Genomic DNA, 17,034 nt, shown 5'->3' on the forward strand with positions numbered 1-17,034 from the left:
TCGATGATCTTTCGGCGGCCGCTCGCGACGGGAGCGATTTATTGAACGGACAATTTCCGGCGGCCGGGAGTTCCCTCCCGGCCGCCGGCACCGGCGCGCGCGAAAGTGCTCGTCGCGGAATCAGGAAATGGTCGCCGCCGCGGCCTTAGGGAGCTCCGAGGCACGGTGCGGGTGCAGTACCTCCAGGGTGGGCAGCGCCCAGCAGGCGGTCCCCATGTCACGGGCCATCGCGGCCAGCCCCTCGGTCTCGATGAGGTGCTGGTACGGGAAGGGCGGGAAGACCAGGCCGTCACGGTGCACGTCGGCGCGGACCAGCAGCGCCGTACCGCCGACGGAGTCGACCCGGACGAGCTCCTGACCGCGCAGGTCCTCGAGATACGTCCGGCCGAATCCGCGCGGCGGCTGGAGGATGCCGTCCCGGATCCACTGGGACCAGTTGAGGGCACCGGAACCGGGCTGCCGGACAAAGGTGTTGAGGTCGTAGGTGGGCCCGCCGGGCGCGGTCACGCAGTGCGGGACGACGATGTCCTTCCCCGCGCCGAGCAGGCGCTGGACGAGGTCGGCGGGATAGCCGGCGACATCGACGTCGAGCCAGAGGACCCAGCTCTCGTCGGTGAGGGCATGCGCCAGGAGGTGGTTGCGCGCCCTGGCGAGCACCGACCGGCGCTGCCGCTGGGCACCGGTCCGCCAGCGGGGGCCGGCTTGCCGGAAGTCGAAGTTCCGGCGGATCAGGGTGACGTTGCGGTACTCCGCGCGCAGCTCGGGGAGGACGCTCTGCAGCATGTCCCAGGTGTTGTCCCCGCTGTCGCCCTCCAGCAGACCGAGCGAGAGCGCCTCACGCGGATAGTCCAGCGCGCTCAGCCGGTTCAGATAGCGCGGCAGGAAGGTGGCGGCGTCCTTGACCGGGGTGAGCACCAGCACCGGCGGGCGCTCCGCGGCGGGGGACGGCGCGGGCTCGACGGTATGCGCCTCGCGTCCCCGCGGTACGGTCACGGGCCCGGCCGCGGGTTCGGTCACGGGTTCGGTCTCGGCGTGGACGCAGTCCCGCGGGTCCAGCGGGAGCCGGGCCGCCATGGCGAGGACCCGCTCGGCGTAGGCCGCGCCTCCCTCGCAGATGTCGGTGGCCACCTCGAAGTGCCGGGCGAAGTGGGCGGCGTCGAAGGTGTTGTTCTCGTGGAAGACGTAGGTGTAGAGCTCCGGCGCGTCCACGGACACGATCCGGCCGGTGCGCGCCACCTGTTCGGTCACCGGGGTGTCCTCGCCGCGGCGCTGGGCCGGGTAGCGCGCGAGCCGTTCCTTCGCGCACACCATGGAGCCCTCCCACAGCCGCCCGCAGGAGGTGGCGATCCTGCGGCGGGCCGGCCACCACAGCCGCTCCCGGGCGAGGAAGCACGCGTCGGCGCCGAGCGAGAGCAGTGCCGCCATCTGGACCTCGAGGCGTTCCGGGTCGTAGAGGTCGTCGTCGTCCCACTGGCACACGTAGGAGCCGCCGGCCTGGTCCACGGCGACGTTGCGGAGTTCGCCGAGCGTCCGTCCGTCGGGGGCCAGCCGGTGGAGCCGGATCCTCGGGTCGTCCAGGGCCCGTACATGGCCTTCGAGGGTGTCGTCGGCGCCGTCGTCCACCACGACCAGTTCCAGGTTCGGGTAGGTCTGGGCGAGGAAGCAGGCGATCGCGCGCCGGGCGAGTGCGGGCCGGTCCTTGGTCACCATGAGGCAGGAGACGCGCGGTGCGGGGGCGCCCGCGGCCCAGCGGCGGCGCTGGGCGTCGACGTCGAGGGTGCCGTCGGCGAAGGGCTGCAGCTCCTGGTTGGCCCAGAAGCGCACTCTCCGGGTGGTCGTGGTCCGGGGCGGACCGGCGGACTCGGTGGCCCAGCTGCCCGACCAGTGGTGCAGGGCGTAGGCGCGGTCGCGGTCGATCTCCTGGGGGCCGAACAGCTCGGTGGCGTAGGGGCTCAGTCCCGGGTACAGCAGTTCGGGGCCGAGAACGGTGACGGTGCCGGAGCCGGGGGCGGTGCCGGAGTCGGGGGCGGACCCGAGGGCGCGGGTGAGCCAGAAGGGGCCGGTCGCGTCGAGGGGGCCGGGCATCCGGTGGGCCGCGACGAGCTGCCGGTGGGCGTGCGCCCAGAAGGGGTGACCGGGCCGGGAGGCGATGAAGGCGTTGCCCACGATGCGGTCGAGGCCGCCCCGGCGGGCCAGCAGCAGCCGGGTGTGGGCCTCGGGCTCGCGGCCGAGGACGAGTTCGTGTCCGGAGAGGAGATCGTGCACCGGGCGCAGGCACTCGAAATCCATATCCACATACAGCCCGCCGAAATGATCGAGCAGAAAGTAGCGAATCGCGTCCGCCCGCATGATTCCGTCGGGGTATCCGTCGTAAATCGACAGGAACCAGGGGTAGTGCTCCTCAAGAAACTCCCGATTGTCCGTGTCGGTCCACAGCCGGTATTCCCAGCCAGGGTGGTGACGCCGCCAGGAGTCGGCCCACTCCCGCCATTTCGCGGGCACGTCCGCGTCCTTCCACGTCTGATGGATCAACGCCGGAATTCTGGTCTGCGCAGGCATTCGCACAGTATGCCCGAGCCCCGACGGCCGGCGATCCGGAGTCACGGGACCGCGTTCTCGACAATTACCGTGCAGAGCAGGCTTTCTGACGGGTCGCGGTCTTTCCCGGAACGGCCGGACAATCACCCGCCCGGCCCACCGGAACGCCGGCGGCAGGTGGAGCGGCGAGGCGGTGGCGGTTCCTGCCGGCGCACCTGGGAGCACGCGATTCCCAAGACGTCGAAACCGGTCGGTCCACGCATCAGCATCCGGTTCCGGCCCCGGGACGTCGGCTGACGCCGTGGTGCCGGAGCGCAGGACGGCGACGTGACCGGCCGGGGCGGTCCGGTCGGTGACACGGCTGCGGGAGCGGATGCGGGAGCGGATGCCACCGCAGGTCAGTGACGCAGGTGGGCCAGGGCGGGGTGCGCGGCGGCATAGCCGTCCACCAGCCGCCGGGCGATGTGCACCGAGTCGACCAGCGGGTGCAGCGCGAAGGCCTGCACCGCCAGGGCGCGGGAACCGCTCCCGGCTGCCGCCAGCACGGCCCGTTCGACGGCCTTGACGCTGGTCACCAGCCCGGTCGCATGGTCGGGCAGCGGGGAGACGGCGACGGGGTGGGCGCCGTTCGCGTCCACGGAGCACGGCACTTCGACGACCGCGTCGTCGTCCAGGACGCCCAGGGTGGCGCGGTTGCGGACGTTGAGGATGAGGGTGGCGCGCTCGTTCCGGGCGATGGCCCGCATCAGGGCGAGCGCGACCTGCTCGTAGCCGCCGCCCTCCAGATCGTCGGCCGCGCGGTCGCCTGCTCCCGCCGTCTCGCGGTTCTCGGCCATGTAGGTGGCCTCGCGCTCCGCCCGTGTGCTGTTCCAGGCGTCCAGTGCGGAGGTGGTGGAGTCCTCCGTCCGCGCGTAGAACCGCCGTTGCTGGTCCCGGAGGAACGCGCCGCGGGTCTGCGGTGCCTGCTGCGCGGCCCGCACCGCTTCCCGCTGGAAGTAGTAGTAGTGGAGGTACTCGTTGGGGATGGCGCCGAGGGAGCGCAGCCAGTCGGCGCCGAACAGCTTGCCCTCCTCGAACGAGGTCAGGGCCCGGGTGTCCGCCAGCAGCCGGGGCAGCTCGTCCCGGCCGGCGACGCGCAGTCCGTGGAGCCAGCCGAGGTGGTTGAGACCGGCGTAGTCGAGCCACGCCCGGTCCGGATCGGCTCCGAGGGCGCGGGCGACCCGGCGGCCCAGTCCGACGGGCGAGTCGCAGATGCCGATGACGCGGTCGCCAAGGTACCGGGACATCGCTTCCGTGACGAGCCCTGCCGGGTTGGTGAAGTTGATGACCCAGGCGTCCGGGGCGAGTTCGGCGATCCGGCGGGCGATGCCGGTGGCGACGGGAACGGTGCGCAGACCGTACGCGATGCCGCCCGCACCGACCGTCTCCTGGCCCAGGACGCCCTCGGCCAGGGCGACGCGTTCATCGGCGGCGCGGCCCTCCAGCCCTCCGACGCGGATCGCGGAGAACACGAAGTCGGCTCCGCGGAGGGCCTCGTCGAGGTCGGTGGTCACGGTGACCCGCGGGGCTTCGGCGGGCCCTGCGGGGGCCGGGCCCGGGTCGCCGGTGGAGGCCGGGCCGGCGGAGCCGCCGGGGGTGGAGTCGGCGGCCCGGGAAGCGGTGACGGTGTCGCCGATGGCGGTGGAGCCGGTTGCCGTGGAGCCGGTTGCCGTGGCGCGGCCGGCCTGCTCGGTGAGGACGCGGCGGACGGCCGCCAGGCGGCCGGGGTCGAGGTCGTACAGGGTCACATCGGTGACCCGCCCCTCGCCCCGGTCCCGGAGGAGGGCGCCGTACACCAGCGGGACGCGGAAGCCACCGCCCCCGAGAATCGTCAGCTTCATACCTCGGCCACCTCCGTGCCCGGATCGGGGAGCGCCGCGCCGACCGCCGGACCCGCCGCGGACGCACGGGACCCGGCCCTGACCTGGCCCCCGGGTGCCGGGGTCCGGGGCAGCTGCCGGTGTCGTCGCTCAGCACACACGTGAGGGACCCTACTCGTGCTCATGAGCAGGGTCACCGAGGGACGGGCCCGTCGTCACCGTGGACGAGCGCTCCGGAGGCCGGGGCAGGACGCCCACGGCCCCGGGGCCGGCCGATGACGACGACAGACGATGGACGGCGAACGGCGAACGGCGAACGGCGAACGGCGAACGGCGAACGGCGAACGACGGGCGAGGGCGACGGAGCCCGGCGCCCGCTCCCGAACGCCGCCCCGCGCCACCACGCCCCGGCCCCGGAGCCCCGCCGTCACCGCAGGATGAGCACCTCCAGCCGGCGCGGCCCGTGCACGCCCTCCACCCGGTCCAGCTCGATGTCGCTGGTCGCGGACGGGCCGGAGATCAGGGTCAGCGGCCGGGCGGGGTCGAGCCGGGCCAGTGCCTCCGGCACCGAGGCGACGACCTGCTCCGCACGCACCACGCAGAGGTGACGGTCGGGCACCAGGGTCAGTGCCCTGCGCCCCTGCCCCGGGCCGCCGTCGAGGACGAGGGTCCCGGTGGCCGCGATCGCCGAGGCCGCGGTGGTGACGACGGCGTCGGCGGCGTCCAGCTCCGCCACGGACAGCGGCGGTTCGTCGTGGAGCACCTCGGCGCCGGTACCGGACCGCCACGCCTCGGGGAGCCCCGGCGGCACCACCACCTGGCGGACCCCACCGGCGGCGAGCGCGTCGGCCACGGCGGCCGCCGCGTCCCGGTGGTCCTCCAGCCGCACCGACGCGCCGTAGTCGGCGAGCCGTTCGGCCAGCAGGGAGACGGCCTCCGCCGAACCGGCGGGCGGACGGCCGCCGGTCGCGTAGCCGCGGGCCACGGGGACGTCCGCGGGCCGTTCGCCGCGGGGGACGTCGGCGAGGGCGCGGCGGACGCGCCCCAGGATCTCGTCACGTGCGCTCATCGGTGCGTCCTCTTCCACGCGTCGCGGAAACTCTCCGGTGCCGGGGCCGGCGCGTCCCGGGCGTCGGTCCACCCCGACAGCGGGCCCGGCAGCCGGCCGATCCGGCCCTCCCGGGAGACCAGCCGGCCGAACAGCGCACCCGCGCGCTGGGCCACGGCCAGGCGCGACGGGGCCGAGAGCACCCAGCGCGCGGCGGTCATCGCCATCCGTTCCGGGGTCGGCAGGCGCCGTTCGCGGCTCTCGTCGACAACCCGGGCCCGCAGATGGACCAGCACCTCCGGAATGTTGATCTTGACGGGGCAGACCTCGTAGCAGGCGCCGCACAGGGTCGACGCGTAGGGCAGCGAGCGGTCCACGGCCGACCCGGTGCCCCTGAGCTGCGGGCTGAGGATGGCGCCGATCGGTCCGGGATAGACGGATCCGTAGGCGTGGCCGCCGGCGCGCTCGTAGACCGGGCAGACGTTCAGACAGGCCGAGCAGCGGATGCAGTTCAGTGCCTGGCGGCCCACCTCGTCGGCGAGCGTGTCGGTCCGTCCGCCGTCCAGGAGCACCAGGTGGAAGGCGCGCGGCCCGTCGCCGTCGGCGGTACCGGTCCAGGTCGAGGTGTAGGGGTTCATCCGCTCGCCGGTGGAGGAGCGGGGCAGGGTCTGGAGGAACACCTCCAGGTCCTGCCAGGTGGGGACGACCTTCTCGATGCCGACGACGGAGATGAGCGTCTCGGGGAGGGTGAGGCACATCCGCCCGTTGCCCTCGGACTCCACCACGACGGCGGTGCCGGTCTCCGCCACCAGGAAGTTGGCGCCCGAGACGCCGACCTTGGCGGTGAGGAACTTGTCCCGCAGATGGGTCCGGGCGGCTTCCGCCAGCCGGCGGGGGTCGTCGGTCAGATCGTCGGGGGCCGGGGTGCCGTGCCGGGCCATCTCCCGCAGGAAGATCTCCTTGATCTCCGCGCGGTTGCGGTGGATCGCCGGTACCAGGATGTGCGAGGGGCGGTCGTCGCCGAGCTGCACGATGAGCTCGGCGAGATCCGTCTCGTACGCGGCGATTCCGGCGTCCGCCAGCGCCTCGTTGAGGCCGATCTCCTGCGTGGCCATCGACTTGACCTTGACGACCTCGGACTCGCCGGTGTCGCGGACGAGGCCGACCACGATCCGGTTGGCCTCCTCGGCGTCCCGCGCCCAGTGCACCTGCCCGCCCGCGGCGGTCACCCGCTCCTCCAGCTCGATCAGGTAGTGGTCGAGGTGACGCAGGGTCCGTTCCTTGATGGCGCGGCCGGCTTCGCGCAGCTCCTCCCAGTCGTCGAGCTCTCCGACGGCGTCGGCCCGCTTCTCCCGGATGGTGTGGGTGGCGTGCGCGAGGTTGCGGCGCAGCTGGGTGTCGGTCAGGGACCGGCCGGCCGCCTCGGGGAAGGCCGGCATGCCGAGGTAGGTGGTGTTCTTCATCGGGTGCACGCTCCTCGGGCGGCGCCGCGGCCCCGCCGCGGCTTCTCGGGCCGGACCGTCAGGGGTTTCTCCTCGGTGGCGGCGAGGATCTCGGCCAGGTGCAGGGTCCGGACGCCGGTGCGCAGCCGGGAGAGGGCGCCCCCGATGTGCATCAGGCAGGAGTTGTCCCCGGCGCACAGCACCTCCGCCCCGGTGTCCTGTACGTGCCGGACCTTGTCCGCGCACATGGCGACGGAGGTGTCGGAGTTCTTGAGGGCGAAGGTGCCGCCGAAGCCGCAGCACTCCTCGGCGGCGGGCAGTTCCACCAGGTCGATCCCGCGCACGGCCCGGAGCAGTCGCAGCGGCCGGTCGCCGACGCCCAGCATCCGCAGCGAGTGGCAGGTGGGGTGGTAGGTGACCCGGTGCGGGAAGTACGCGCCCACGTCGATGACGCCCAGCACGTCGACGAGGAACTCCGACAGCTCGTACAGCTTGGGCGCGGCCTCGACCGCCGCGGTCAGCCCGGGGTCCCGCGCCACGCGGGAGGCCAGCGCGGCGTGGTGGTCCCGCACCATGGCGGCACACGACCCGGAGGGGGTCACGACGGCGTCGTAGTCGGCGAAGACCTCGGCGAACCGCCGTACCAGCGGCAGGCATTCGCGCTGGTAGCCGGTGTTGAAGTGCATCTGGCCGCAGCAGGTCTGCTCGAGCGGGAAGTCCACCGTGCAGCCGAGCCGTTCCAGCAGGGCGACCACGGCGTGTCCCGTCTCCGGGAACACCGTGTCGTTGAAACAGGTGATGAACAGTGCGGTCCGCATGGTTCCTTCCTCGTGCTTGCTTCGTCCCTGAACCGGTGCTCCGGTACAGGGGACGGTCGTTCCGGCTCCGGCCCGGTTCCTGCCCCGGACGCGGTGAGTCCGTCCCGAGCCGGGCCTGGCCCCCGCCGCGGACACCCGCGTCCGGGCGGCGGCCGGTCCCAGCTCAGCGTCCACCGGCCTCAGGGCAGCATCCAGGCGAGGACGTTGGACTGCAGGAAGACCAGCAGACAGATGGCCAGCAGAAGCATCAGGCTCCACTTGACGGCTCCTCGGAAGAGTTCGGACTCCCGGCCCACCATGCCGACCGCGGTGGCGGCGATGGTGAGGTTCTGAGGGCTGATCATCTTGCCGACGACTCCCCCGGAGGTGTTCGCGGCGACCAGCAGGGTCGGGTCGAGTCCGGCCTTGTCCGCGGCGGCCTGCTGGAGGGTGGCGAACAGGGCGTTGGCCGAGGTGTCCGAGCCGGTGACCGCGGTGCCGAGCCAGCCGAGGATCGGTGAGAGGAACGCGAAGGCGGCGCCGGTGCCCGCGATCCAGGAGCCGATGGTGAGGGTGAGCCCGCCGAGGTTCATCACATAGGCGAGCGCCAGCACGGAGGCGACGGTCAGCAGGGCCCAGCGCAGCTTCGCGACCGTACCGCCGAACTCCCGGACGGCCGTCCGGGGGCTCACCCGGTACACAGCGGCGACGACCGCCCCGGACAGCAGGAGCAGGGTGCCCGGCGAGGAGAGCCACGGGAAGGTGTAGACGCTGGAGGTCGCGGGCTTTCCGGCGGCGGTGAGCACCTGCCCGTCCAGGCCCCGGCCACGCGATCATCAGGTCGCTGTCCGCGAGGAAGTCCTTGGCGGGCGTCCACAGCTTGGCCACCGAGAAGACAGTGATCACCAGCAGGTAGGGCAGAAACGCCATGACGGTCCGCCGGCTGCCGGTCTCCTGCACCGCGGCGGGAGCGGAAGGGGCCTGCGTGCGGGTGCCGGCGGGTCGGGTGCCGGTGGGTCGAGTGGGGGCAGGTCGAGTGGCGGCGGGTCGGGTGGCGGCGGGTCGAGTGGCGGCGGGTCGGGTGCCGGCGGGCGTCTCCCTCGGACCGGCGGAGGGTGCGGCCGGTGCGGAAGCGGATCCGGAGTCCGGGGCTCCCGGCTCGCGCTCGGGCCCGGCCCCGTCAGAGGCGTCCCGGCCGCTGCGCAGATCCGCCCGGACCTCCTCGCCGCCGCGCGGCCGCCAGAAGCGGAGGACGACCACGACCGCGGCCAGGCCGGCGAGCGAGGCGAGGATGTCGGTGAGCTCCACGGAGATGTAGTTGGCGCTCACGAACTGGACCACGGCGAACACCGCGCCGCACACCAGCGCCACCGGCCAGGTCTGCCGTATCCCGCGCCGCCCGTCGACGAGCGCCACCAGCAGCAGGGGGACGAAGAGGGCGAGCAACGGCGTCTGCCGTCCGGTGTAGGCACCGATCTCCTGGTACGGGATCTTGGTGAGGTTGCCCGCGGTGATGATCGGAATCGCGATGGCGCCGAAGGCGACGGGCGCGGTGTTGGCGACCAGCACGGTGATCGCCGCCCGGAGGGAGGAGAAGCCGAGCGCCATCAGCATGACGCCGGTGATGGCCACCGGGGCGCCGAATCCGGCCAGGGCCTCCAGCAGCGCGCCGAAGCAGAAGGCGATGATCACCGCCTGGACCCGTGGATCGTCGCTGATCAGGTTGAACGCGCGGCGGAGGTCCTCGAACCGGCCGCTGACCACCGTGAGCTGATGGAGCCAGATCGCGGTGACCACGATCCACATGATCGGGAAGAGGCCGAACGCCGCTCCCTCGCTCGCGGACAGCAGCGCGAGGCCGGCGGGCATCCCGTAGCCGAGCACCGCGACGACGAGCGCGACCGCCAGGGACGCCAGACCGGCCACGTGGGCCTTGAGCCGGAAACCGCCGAGCAGCACGAACAGCGTGATCAGCGGCAGGGCCGCGACGAGCGCGGAGAGGCCGAGGCTGTCCGCTGCCGGCGCGAGATCGGGTTGGTACATGCGACCTCCGTGGAGCTTGGTCAGACCATAGCTTGGACGGGTCACACGCTAGGAAGCGGCACGCGGGGTGTCCAGAGGTCGGCCGGAACCAAATTGGTCTGACCAATACCCCGAAAGTTAAGATCAGGGAGACATCACGCACGGGGAGTCCGCTCCGGCCGGGCCACGCAGGCGCGGGCCGACGCACACAGAGGGTGAAGGGGCTTTCATGGCTGACACGGCGGCCTGGGAGCCGGTACCGCGCTCCCGCACCTTCGAGCTGGTGCTGGCCCGGATCGAGGAGCAGATCCTGGCGGGCAATCTGCGCGTCGGCGACCGGCTGCCCCCGGAGCGGGAACTGGTCGAGCTGCTGGGCGTCAGCCGGGCCGCCGTCCGGGAGGCGCTGCGCGTCCTGGAGGCGCAGGGCGTCCTGCGCTCCCGGGTGGGCACCGGGCCCTCCTCCGGAAGCGTGATCGCGGCCATGCCCAGCGAAGGCCTCACCCAGCTGCTGCGCCTGCACATGGCGCTGGCGAACTTTCCGCTCTCCGACGTGGTGGAGGCCCGTGCCACGCTGGAGCGGTCCAGCGCCCGGCTGGCGGCCGAGCGCGCGACCGACGAGGATCTCGCCGCCCTGCGGGAGCCGCTCGCCCGCATGGACGACGCGACCCTGACGCTCGAGGCCTTCAACGACCACGACACGCGCTTCCATGTCGCCATCGCGGAGGCGGGCGGCAACCGGCTCATGGCCGACATGACGATCGCGGTGCGCAACGCGGTCCGGCGCACCCTGCTCACGGCGTTCCACGAACTCGCGGACTGGAGCACGGTGGCCGAGCGGCTGCGCGCCGAACACCACGCGCTCTACGAGGCGATCGCGGCCGGCGACGCCGACCGCGCGGGTGACCTGGTGGAGGCGCACATCCGGGGCTTCCACCAGGACATCGTGCACATCGCGGCGAAGGCGCCCTGACCCGGCCCTGTTCTCGTACAGCTACGGCGAGCGGACATGGTGACCGCCAGGTTTCCCACCGAAGGCCGAGTGGCTGCCGAGGCTTGCGCGGTCAGCGCAGCCCGAAGCGCTCGGCCCAGGCGGTCACATCGGCGGTCGTCGCGTTGCCGCCGCAGACCACCAGGCCGAGCCTGGCACCCTCACCGACGCGCTCCAGCACCCGGCGTGCTGCGGGCAGCAGGCATCCGGCGGCAGGTTCGGCCCAGACCTTCGCGTGGTCGGCCAGGTCGAGGGTGCCCTGCACGGCCTCGGCGTCGGTCACCGTGAGGACATCGGTGACCAGCGCCGAGACATGCTCGTAGGTGAGCTGTGAGGCGCTGGGGGCGCTCAGTGTCGAGACGACCGAGGACAGTTCGACCGGCACCGGCCCTCCGAAGGCCAGGGCATCCGACATGGCTCGCGCGCCTTCGGTCTCCACGCCCCAGATCCGTACACCGGGACGGCGCGCGTGCAGCGCGGTGGCGACCCCGGAGATCAGCGCCCCGCCGCCGATGCTGACGAGTACGTCGGTGAGCTCCCCGGCATCCTCCGCGAACTCCAGGCCGACCGTGCCCTGGGCAGCGATGACGACAGGGTCGTCGAAGGGATGGACCAGGGTGAGCCCCTTGCTCCGGAGTTCGCCCACGAGGGCGAACGCGCCGTCCATGGTGTCAGCGAGGACGACGCTCGCCCCGGCGGCCTCGGCGATGTCCACGGCGCGGCCGGGGGCGGACCGTGGCATGACGACGGTCGCTCTGATGTCCAGCGCGCCGGCCATGACCGCGATCCCGATGCCGTGGTTGCCGCCGCTCACCGCTACGATCCCGGCGGCCCGTTCAGCCTCGCTGAGCGTGAGCAGCTTCGCCGTCGCGCCGCGTGCCTTGAAGGAGCCGGTGCGCTGCAGTAGTTCCAGTTTCGCGGTGACATGCGCGCCCAGGAGTGCGGACAGCCCGGGGCTCGGCACCGTCGGGGTCCGTACGACATGCCCGGCGATCCGCTCGGCCTCGGCTTCCACGTCCGCGACAGTGATCAGCACATTCGCCTCCACGCATCATCCGAGCCGCAGCGACCGGGATCCGTACCATCTACGGCAGAGGGACGGCGTCCACGTGGCCGCCGCGCCCGCGCACAGTGATCAACCGCGCGGCAGTTCGATCATCCCACGCCGCCCGTGCCCTGGCCGACCCGGGCCATGAAGCCCCGCCGGAACAGGGCCGACCCACCGGGCGCCGCCCGCGACAGCACCGGAGAGCCGCGGGCCACGGACCCGGCGCCGCTCGAACCTGCCGACCGGGCCGCATCCGCGGCGGGCACCTCCGGCAGGGCACGCCGACCGGGGTGCCGCCCGCGCCTATTCGTTGACCACGGTGATGGTGCCGACGCCGCCCTCACGCTTGTTGGCCGCGTCGGCCTCCTGCCAGGTCCGGTACTGACGGATCACCCCGTTCGGCAGGATCAGCCGGTAGACGGTGACGGTCCGGCGGGCACCGCCGCCGCAGTTGCATCCCATGGCGATTCTCCTTCGATCATGGCCACCCTGGCCTCCCGGCGGGGCCCCGGCCCGCCCACCGGTCACTGCGCGCGCTCGGCCTCGCGCCTGCGCCGCCGCTCACGGACTGATGAGTCACTGACGGATGAACCGGTCACTGACGCAGCGTGCGGTGCGAACCAGGGGACGAGCGCCGTGCGTTCCGGCGGAATCGCAGTCGGTCGAGGGGACCGCGGACGGAGTCGACGGGGCCGCGCGGGGCGGGATCGCCCGCCTCGACGAGGAGCGTTGCCGACGGGGTACGCGCCCGCGGTCACCACGGGGGACACCCGAAGTCATCATCCCCCGTCCTGATGACACCGACACGCACACCGAATTTGTCATACATTTCTGAACGGTCGTTGCTTTCGGGTGCTGCCCCTTCCCGAAAAGCCGACCGAGGATGCGGAAAAGGACCCGGCGGATCAGTCCAGCCAGTTGGCGGCCAGCCCGGTCAGGTAGGACAACGTCAGGATCATGGCGACCAGTTGGAACGCGACGGTCTCCCCCGCCCAGAACCCCAGCGGGGCCACGGCCGCGGCCACCCAGACGCTCGTGCACCAGCCGCAGGTGACCAGGTAGGCGGGCTTCGAGTCGTCACCGAAACGCGCGGCGACCCACGAGCGGATGCCCGCGGCAAGAGTGTCCTTGGTTATGAACCGTGTTATGCGACAGCTGATCCCGAGGGAAAGGAAAAACACCACAAGATTCATGAAAAGCATCGTACGGCGGGTGGAGATGAATACCTCCGCGCTGTTCCGGGCGTACGGAAGGGCTCTCTGCCGTCGGGGGCGGGAAGTTGTGCGCCCGGCGCTCGCCGGCGGCCCGCACCTCGCTGCCCGCGGCGGACGCGCGCCAGGGCATGGGCGGCCACACGGTGCACCGAGGCCCACGCAGCGAACCACCCCTCGGACGCGGCCCCGCTCCGGCGTCCCTCGCGTCAGCGAACAGCCCGCAGACCGTCGACGGTACGGGCGATCGCGCGGCTGTAGCGGAGGACGCCGGGCGAAGGGACGGGACAGGCGCGGGAGTCCGCGGCGACGGGCGCGAGGCAGTAGTGGAGGGGGTCGTCGTCCCGGTGGAGCCGGGTGACGCCGCCGTAGGAACCGGGGTCCGTGCAGAATTCGGGGTGTTCCCGCTCGTAGCGGTCGCAGGGCAGGTACTGGGTCCAGGCGTACCGGTCCCGGGGAAGGTTGTCGTACGGGTAGGCCGCCATGCTCACCTCGCGCCCCGCGTCCGAGACCATGTCACCCGAACCGTCCGCCTGCGCCGCGTAGAGGGAGTTGATCCGGCGTACCCGCTCGGGCCGGAACGCGTCGGGGCCCTGGAGCACCCAGACCAGGACCGGCCGGGCCGTTCCCGCGTCCCGGGCCGCCGCGGTGATCTGGTCCGTGAGGGCGGCGACGTCGGCGCGGTAGCGGGTGTAGTAGTCGGGTGATCCGGCCTCCACGCCGTGCATGCACGGGGTGAAGGCCCAGGCGTTCCCCCAGAACTGCAGGACGACGACCGTCGGCCGGAGGGACCGGACCAGGGCAGCCGCCTTGTGCCGGTCCGGTACGAAGGAGGGCTCGGACCGGCCTTCGAGGTAGTCGCAGACGGTCATCCCCGAGTAGGGCAGGCTCGTGTAGTCGGCCGGCCCGCCGGCCCGGACCAGCTCCCCCAGTACGTCCTGGCTCTCCGTCGCGATGGAGTCCCCGAGGTAGAGCACCCGGGGCGGACCGGCGGTGCCGGAGGGGGTGAGTCGGTCGGCAGCGGCCCCTCGGGGGGCGGGCGTCGCCGCCGCGTCCGGGCCGCACAGCGGCAGCAGCAACAGTGCGGCGATCAGCGATCGTACGGCGCGCTTCTTCAGGTCGCGGCTCACGTCACGGCTCAGGTCGCGGCTCATCGTCCCGTTTCCCCCAACCCCGGGCGGCGGCCGTTACGCGGCCTCGGGGCCAGCAGAGCAGACGGGGGCCGGTCGCGACAGGGGGCCGACCGCGCGACACCGGCTCATGGCCGCCTCCTCCCGCGCGGCACGGGCTCCGGTCCGGCAGCCGCCTCCTTGGTCACCTCGGGAGGGAGCAGCGCACCTGCCCACGGGGTCATCGGACCGGGAAGCCGAAGGTGTACCCCTGCTGCTTCATCCAGGGCAGCAGCCGACGCAGCGCTTCCACCGTCTGGCCCCGCTCGCCGCCCGCGTCGTGGAAGAGCACGGTCGGTCCGTTGGAGATCTCGCTCTTGACCGTCTCGGTCATCACATCGGCGCCCGCCTGCTCGAAGTCCTTGGAGTCGACGTTCCAGCCCAGCGGGCGCATGCCCGCCGCGGCGGCGATCTGGCGGCTGTACAGGGTGAACGCCCCTCCCGGGGCGCGGTAGTAGAGCGGCTTGACGCCACCGGAGGCCTTCGTGATCATCCGCTGGGCGTCGCGGATCTCCTTGGCCTGGTAGGCGCGCGGCTTGCCCGCCATCGAGGTGTCGTGCGAGACGGAGTGGTCGCACAGCCGGTGTCCGGCGGCCACGACCGCCTTCACCAGGTCGGGGTGGGCCTGTGCCTGGCCACCGACCATGCAGAACGTCGCCTTGGCTCCGTTGTCCTTGAGCACCCGCAGCATCTGTGGGGTCCACCTCGGGTCGGGGCCGTCGTCGATGGTGATGTTGATGCCCTTCCGCCCCTTGTCGGAGGCGTGGGCGATGTCCATGCTGACCAGGGGGCTGGGCAGATCCGGGTCGGGGGTGGACGTCTGGCTCACGACCGGCTTCGGCGGCGCGACGTCCTCGGCACCGACGGACTCGCCGTTGGCGCTCTGGGTCAGGCACAAGGCGGCCAGGACCGATGCCCCGGCCACTCCTATGGCCGCCGCCAGCACTCGGCCGTTTCCCCGCGCCCCGCTCCGCCTCATGTCCGCACCGCTCTTCTTCTCGCCTGCTCGGGTCTGTCGGTGGGAAGGATGGGGGGACCCGGGAAAAGGTTCCGGCTGTTACCAGAGCTCTTGCGACAAGTCCCGGCGTTCACGCCGGGGATGAATGCATCTCAAGGCTGCTCTGATGTGCAGGTCAGAGTGGGCGTTGTTGCTGCTCGATGTACTGGCGGATGATCGCCAACGGTGCTCCGCCGCACGACGCGGCGAGGTACGAGGGTGACCACAGGTGACCGTGCGTGACGGCGGGGTGGATCCGGTCGGTGAACTCTTGCCGGATCCGGCGGGCGGAGACGCCTTTGAGGCTGTTGACCAGCTTCGAGACGGCAACCTTGGTTGGGTAGTTGATCAGGAGATGGACGTGATCGCGTTCGCCGTTGAACTCCCTCAGCTCCGCCTCGAAGTCCTCACACACCTTCCGCATGACCTCTTCGCAGCGCGCCAGCATCTCATCGTCGAACACTCCGCGCCGGAACTTGGTCATAAAGACCAAGTGAACGTGCAGCGCCGAAACCACACGCCTGCCACGCCTGTAATCATTCACCTGATCCAGGAGACCAATTGTTGTAGCGTCGCGGTATGCAGCTCCGCTACAACTACCGGGCCTACCCGGACGCCACCCAGTGCCGCGCTTTGGCGAAGGCGTTCGGGTGCGCGCGTGTGGTGTGGAACGACTGCCTGCGCGACCGGAAGGAAGCGCATGCGGCGGGGCTGCCGTATGTGACGTCGGGCGAGCTGTCCCGGCGTCGCATCACCCAGGCCAAACGCACCGAGGAGCGTGCCTGGCTTGCCGAGGTGTCGGCGGTCGTCCTGCAGCAGTCCCTGCGCGACCTGGACACGGCGTATCGGAACTTCTTCGACTCGATCAAGGGCAAGCGGCGGGGCCGGAAGGTCGGGCCGCCTCGGTACAAGTCGAAGAAGGACACCCGGCAGTCGATTCGCCTGAACACCAACGCCTTTTCCCTCCAGGCCAACGGCACGGTGTATGTGGCCAAGGTCGGCAACCTCAAGGTCAGGTGGTCGCGCCGGCTTCCGGCCACGCCCACCTCCCTGACCGTCACCAAAGACAGCTCCGGCCGCTACTTCCTCAGCTTCGTCGTCGACACCGAGCCCGACATCCTCCCCGAGGCGCAGACCGACACCGGCATCGACCTCGGCCTGTCCGCCTTCGCCGTCCTCTCCGACGGGACGAAGATCGCTGCCCCGCGTTTCCTGCGCCGGGCGGAGAAGAAGCTCAAGCGCCTCCAGCGGGAGCTGTCCCGCAAGGCGAAGGGGTCGAGGAACCGGGCCAAGGCCCGGATCAAGGTCGCACGCCAGCACGCACGGGTGGCGGACCGGCGCCGGGACTTCCACCACAAGGCATCCACACGCATCATCCGCGACAACCAAGCGGTGTACGTGGAAGACCTCGCAGTGGCCGGCCTCGGGCGTACCCGGCTGGCCAAGTCCGTGCACGACGCAGGCTGGTCCGCCTTCGTCGGCATGCTGGAATACAAGGCCGCCAAACACGGCCGCACCTTCACCAAAGTGGACCGGGCCTTCCCCTCCTCCCAGCTCTGCTCCACCTGCGGATTCCGGGACGACCCCAAACCCCTCCACATCCGCGACTGGACCTGCGGCCGGTGCGGCGCCGTGCACGAGCGTGACCACAACGCCGCATCCAACGTCCTGACCGAAGGACGCCGTATCGTCGCCACCGGACGGGTGGAGACGCCAAACGCCTGTCGAGCGCCGGTAAGACGGGCACACCTGCCCGCACAGCGCGGTGAAGCAGGAAGCCCCCGGAAGGGTCAACCGACCCAGACCGGAATCCCTGGACTCTAGGGCGCGTATCGAGTCGTGATCAATCTGCGGGATGTGCCTTCGTGGCAGGGTTCGGTCCGATAGACCGTCTTACGTGACGCGCGTACAACTG

13 protein-coding genes and 2 pseudogenes are annotated in these 17,034 nt (G+C 71.7%); 3 read left to right on the forward strand and 12 right to left on the reverse strand.

Going from position 1 to position 17,034, the window contains the following annotated elements; genetic code table 11:
* Positions 1–120 precede the first annotated feature (120 nt).
* The gene (locus ABT112_RS01915; protein WP_351504455.1) at positions 121–2,532 is read right to left on the reverse strand and encodes a glycosyltransferase; all 2,412 of its coding nucleotides are present in this window, start codon (positions 2,530–2,532) and stop codon (positions 121–123) included.
* Between the two features lie 201 nt (positions 2,533–2,733).
* On the opposite strand from ABT112_RS01915, the pseudogene ABT112_RS01920 reads away from it, so the two are divergent.
* Positions 2,734–2,835, forward strand: a pseudogene (locus tag ABT112_RS01920) (alpha-ketoglutarate-dependent dioxygenase AlkB); the annotation flags it as partial.
* A 101-nt stretch (positions 2,836–2,936) separates the two neighbouring features.
* Here ABT112_RS01920 and ABT112_RS01925 read toward each other — a convergent pair.
* From ABT112_RS01925 to ABT112_RS01945, 5 genes and pseudogenes are all read right to left on the reverse strand, one after another.
* Positions 2,937–4,418: a 6-phospho-beta-glucosidase gene (locus ABT112_RS01925; RefSeq protein ID WP_351504457.1), complete on the reverse strand. Its 1,482-nt coding sequence runs from the start codon at positions 4,416–4,418 to the stop codon at positions 2,937–2,939.
* Between the two features lie 406 nt (positions 4,419–4,824).
* Positions 4,825–5,466, reverse strand: a complete 642-nt coding sequence (locus ABT112_RS01930; RefSeq protein WP_351504460.1) for a LutC/YkgG family protein — start codon at positions 5,464–5,466, stop codon at positions 4,825–4,827.
* On the reverse strand, positions 5,463–6,908 hold the full coding sequence (locus tag ABT112_RS01935; protein WP_351504462.1) for a LutB/LldF family L-lactate oxidation iron-sulfur protein: 1,446 nt from the start codon (positions 6,906–6,908) through the stop codon (positions 5,463–5,465). The genes ABT112_RS01930 and ABT112_RS01935 overlap by 4 nt, the downstream gene beginning before the upstream one ends.
* Complete coding sequence (locus ABT112_RS01940) at positions 6,905–7,705, reverse strand: (Fe-S)-binding protein (RefSeq protein ID WP_351504465.1); 801 nt, start codon at positions 7,703–7,705, stop codon at positions 6,905–6,907. Before ABT112_RS01940 ends, ABT112_RS01935 begins: the two co-directional genes overlap by 4 nt.
* A 179-nt stretch (positions 7,706–7,884) precedes the next feature.
* Positions 7,885–9,727, reverse strand: a pseudogene (locus ABT112_RS01945) (L-lactate permease).
* A 208-nt stretch (positions 9,728–9,935) separates the two neighbouring features.
* Here ABT112_RS01945 and ABT112_RS01950 point away from each other — a divergent pair.
* On the forward strand, positions 9,936–10,676 hold the full coding sequence (locus ABT112_RS01950; RefSeq protein WP_351504467.1) for a FadR/GntR family transcriptional regulator: 741 nt from the start codon (positions 9,936–9,938) through the stop codon (positions 10,674–10,676).
* Positions 10,677–10,767: 91 nt separating this feature from the next.
* On the opposite strand, the gene ABT112_RS01955 is transcribed toward ABT112_RS01950, so the two are convergent.
* From ABT112_RS01955 to tnpA, 6 genes are all read right to left on the reverse strand, one after another.
* Positions 10,768–11,742 (reverse strand): threonine/serine dehydratase family protein, encoded by a 975-nt coding sequence (locus ABT112_RS01955; RefSeq protein ID WP_502975220.1) that lies wholly within the window; start codon positions 11,740–11,742, stop codon positions 10,768–10,770.
* A gap of 303 nt (positions 11,743–12,045) precedes the next feature.
* Entirely contained in the window at positions 12,046–12,204 is a 159-nt protein-coding gene (locus ABT112_RS01960) for a DUF7196 family protein (protein WP_351504469.1), read from the reverse strand.
* 443 nt (positions 12,205–12,647) lie between these two features.
* On the reverse strand, positions 12,648–12,935 hold the full coding sequence (locus ABT112_RS01965) for a hypothetical protein (RefSeq protein WP_351504472.1): 288 nt from the start codon (positions 12,933–12,935) through the stop codon (positions 12,648–12,650).
* A gap of 227 nt (positions 12,936–13,162) precedes the next feature.
* Positions 13,163–14,107 (reverse strand): SGNH/GDSL hydrolase family protein, encoded by a 945-nt coding sequence (locus ABT112_RS01970; RefSeq protein WP_351504474.1) that lies wholly within the window; start codon positions 14,105–14,107, stop codon positions 13,163–13,165.
* A 196-nt stretch (positions 14,108–14,303) separates the two neighbouring features.
* Positions 14,304–15,101, reverse strand: a complete 798-nt coding sequence (locus tag ABT112_RS01975; RefSeq protein WP_351504476.1) for a polysaccharide deacetylase family protein — start codon at positions 15,099–15,101, stop codon at positions 14,304–14,306.
* A gap of 154 nt (positions 15,102–15,255) precedes the next feature.
* Positions 15,256–15,672 carry an IS200/IS605 family transposase gene (gene tnpA, locus ABT112_RS01980; RefSeq protein WP_351504491.1) on the reverse strand — a complete coding sequence of 139 codons (417 nt, stop codon included), beginning with the start codon at positions 15,670–15,672 and terminating at the stop codon, positions 15,256–15,258.
* 26 nt (positions 15,673–15,698) lie between these two features.
* Between tnpA and ABT112_RS01985 the strand changes: the two genes are divergently transcribed.
* Positions 15,699–16,943 carry an RNA-guided endonuclease InsQ/TnpB family protein gene (locus tag ABT112_RS01985; protein ID WP_351504479.1) on the forward strand — a complete coding sequence of 415 codons (1,245 nt, stop codon included), beginning with the start codon at positions 15,699–15,701 and terminating at the stop codon, positions 16,941–16,943.
* The last annotated feature ends 91 nt before the right edge of the window (positions 16,944–17,034 follow it).

It is taken from the genome of Streptomyces sp. NPDC002055, assembly GCF_040296705.1.
Taxonomy (GTDB): Bacteria; Actinomycetota; Actinomycetes; order Streptomycetales; family Streptomycetaceae; genus Streptomyces.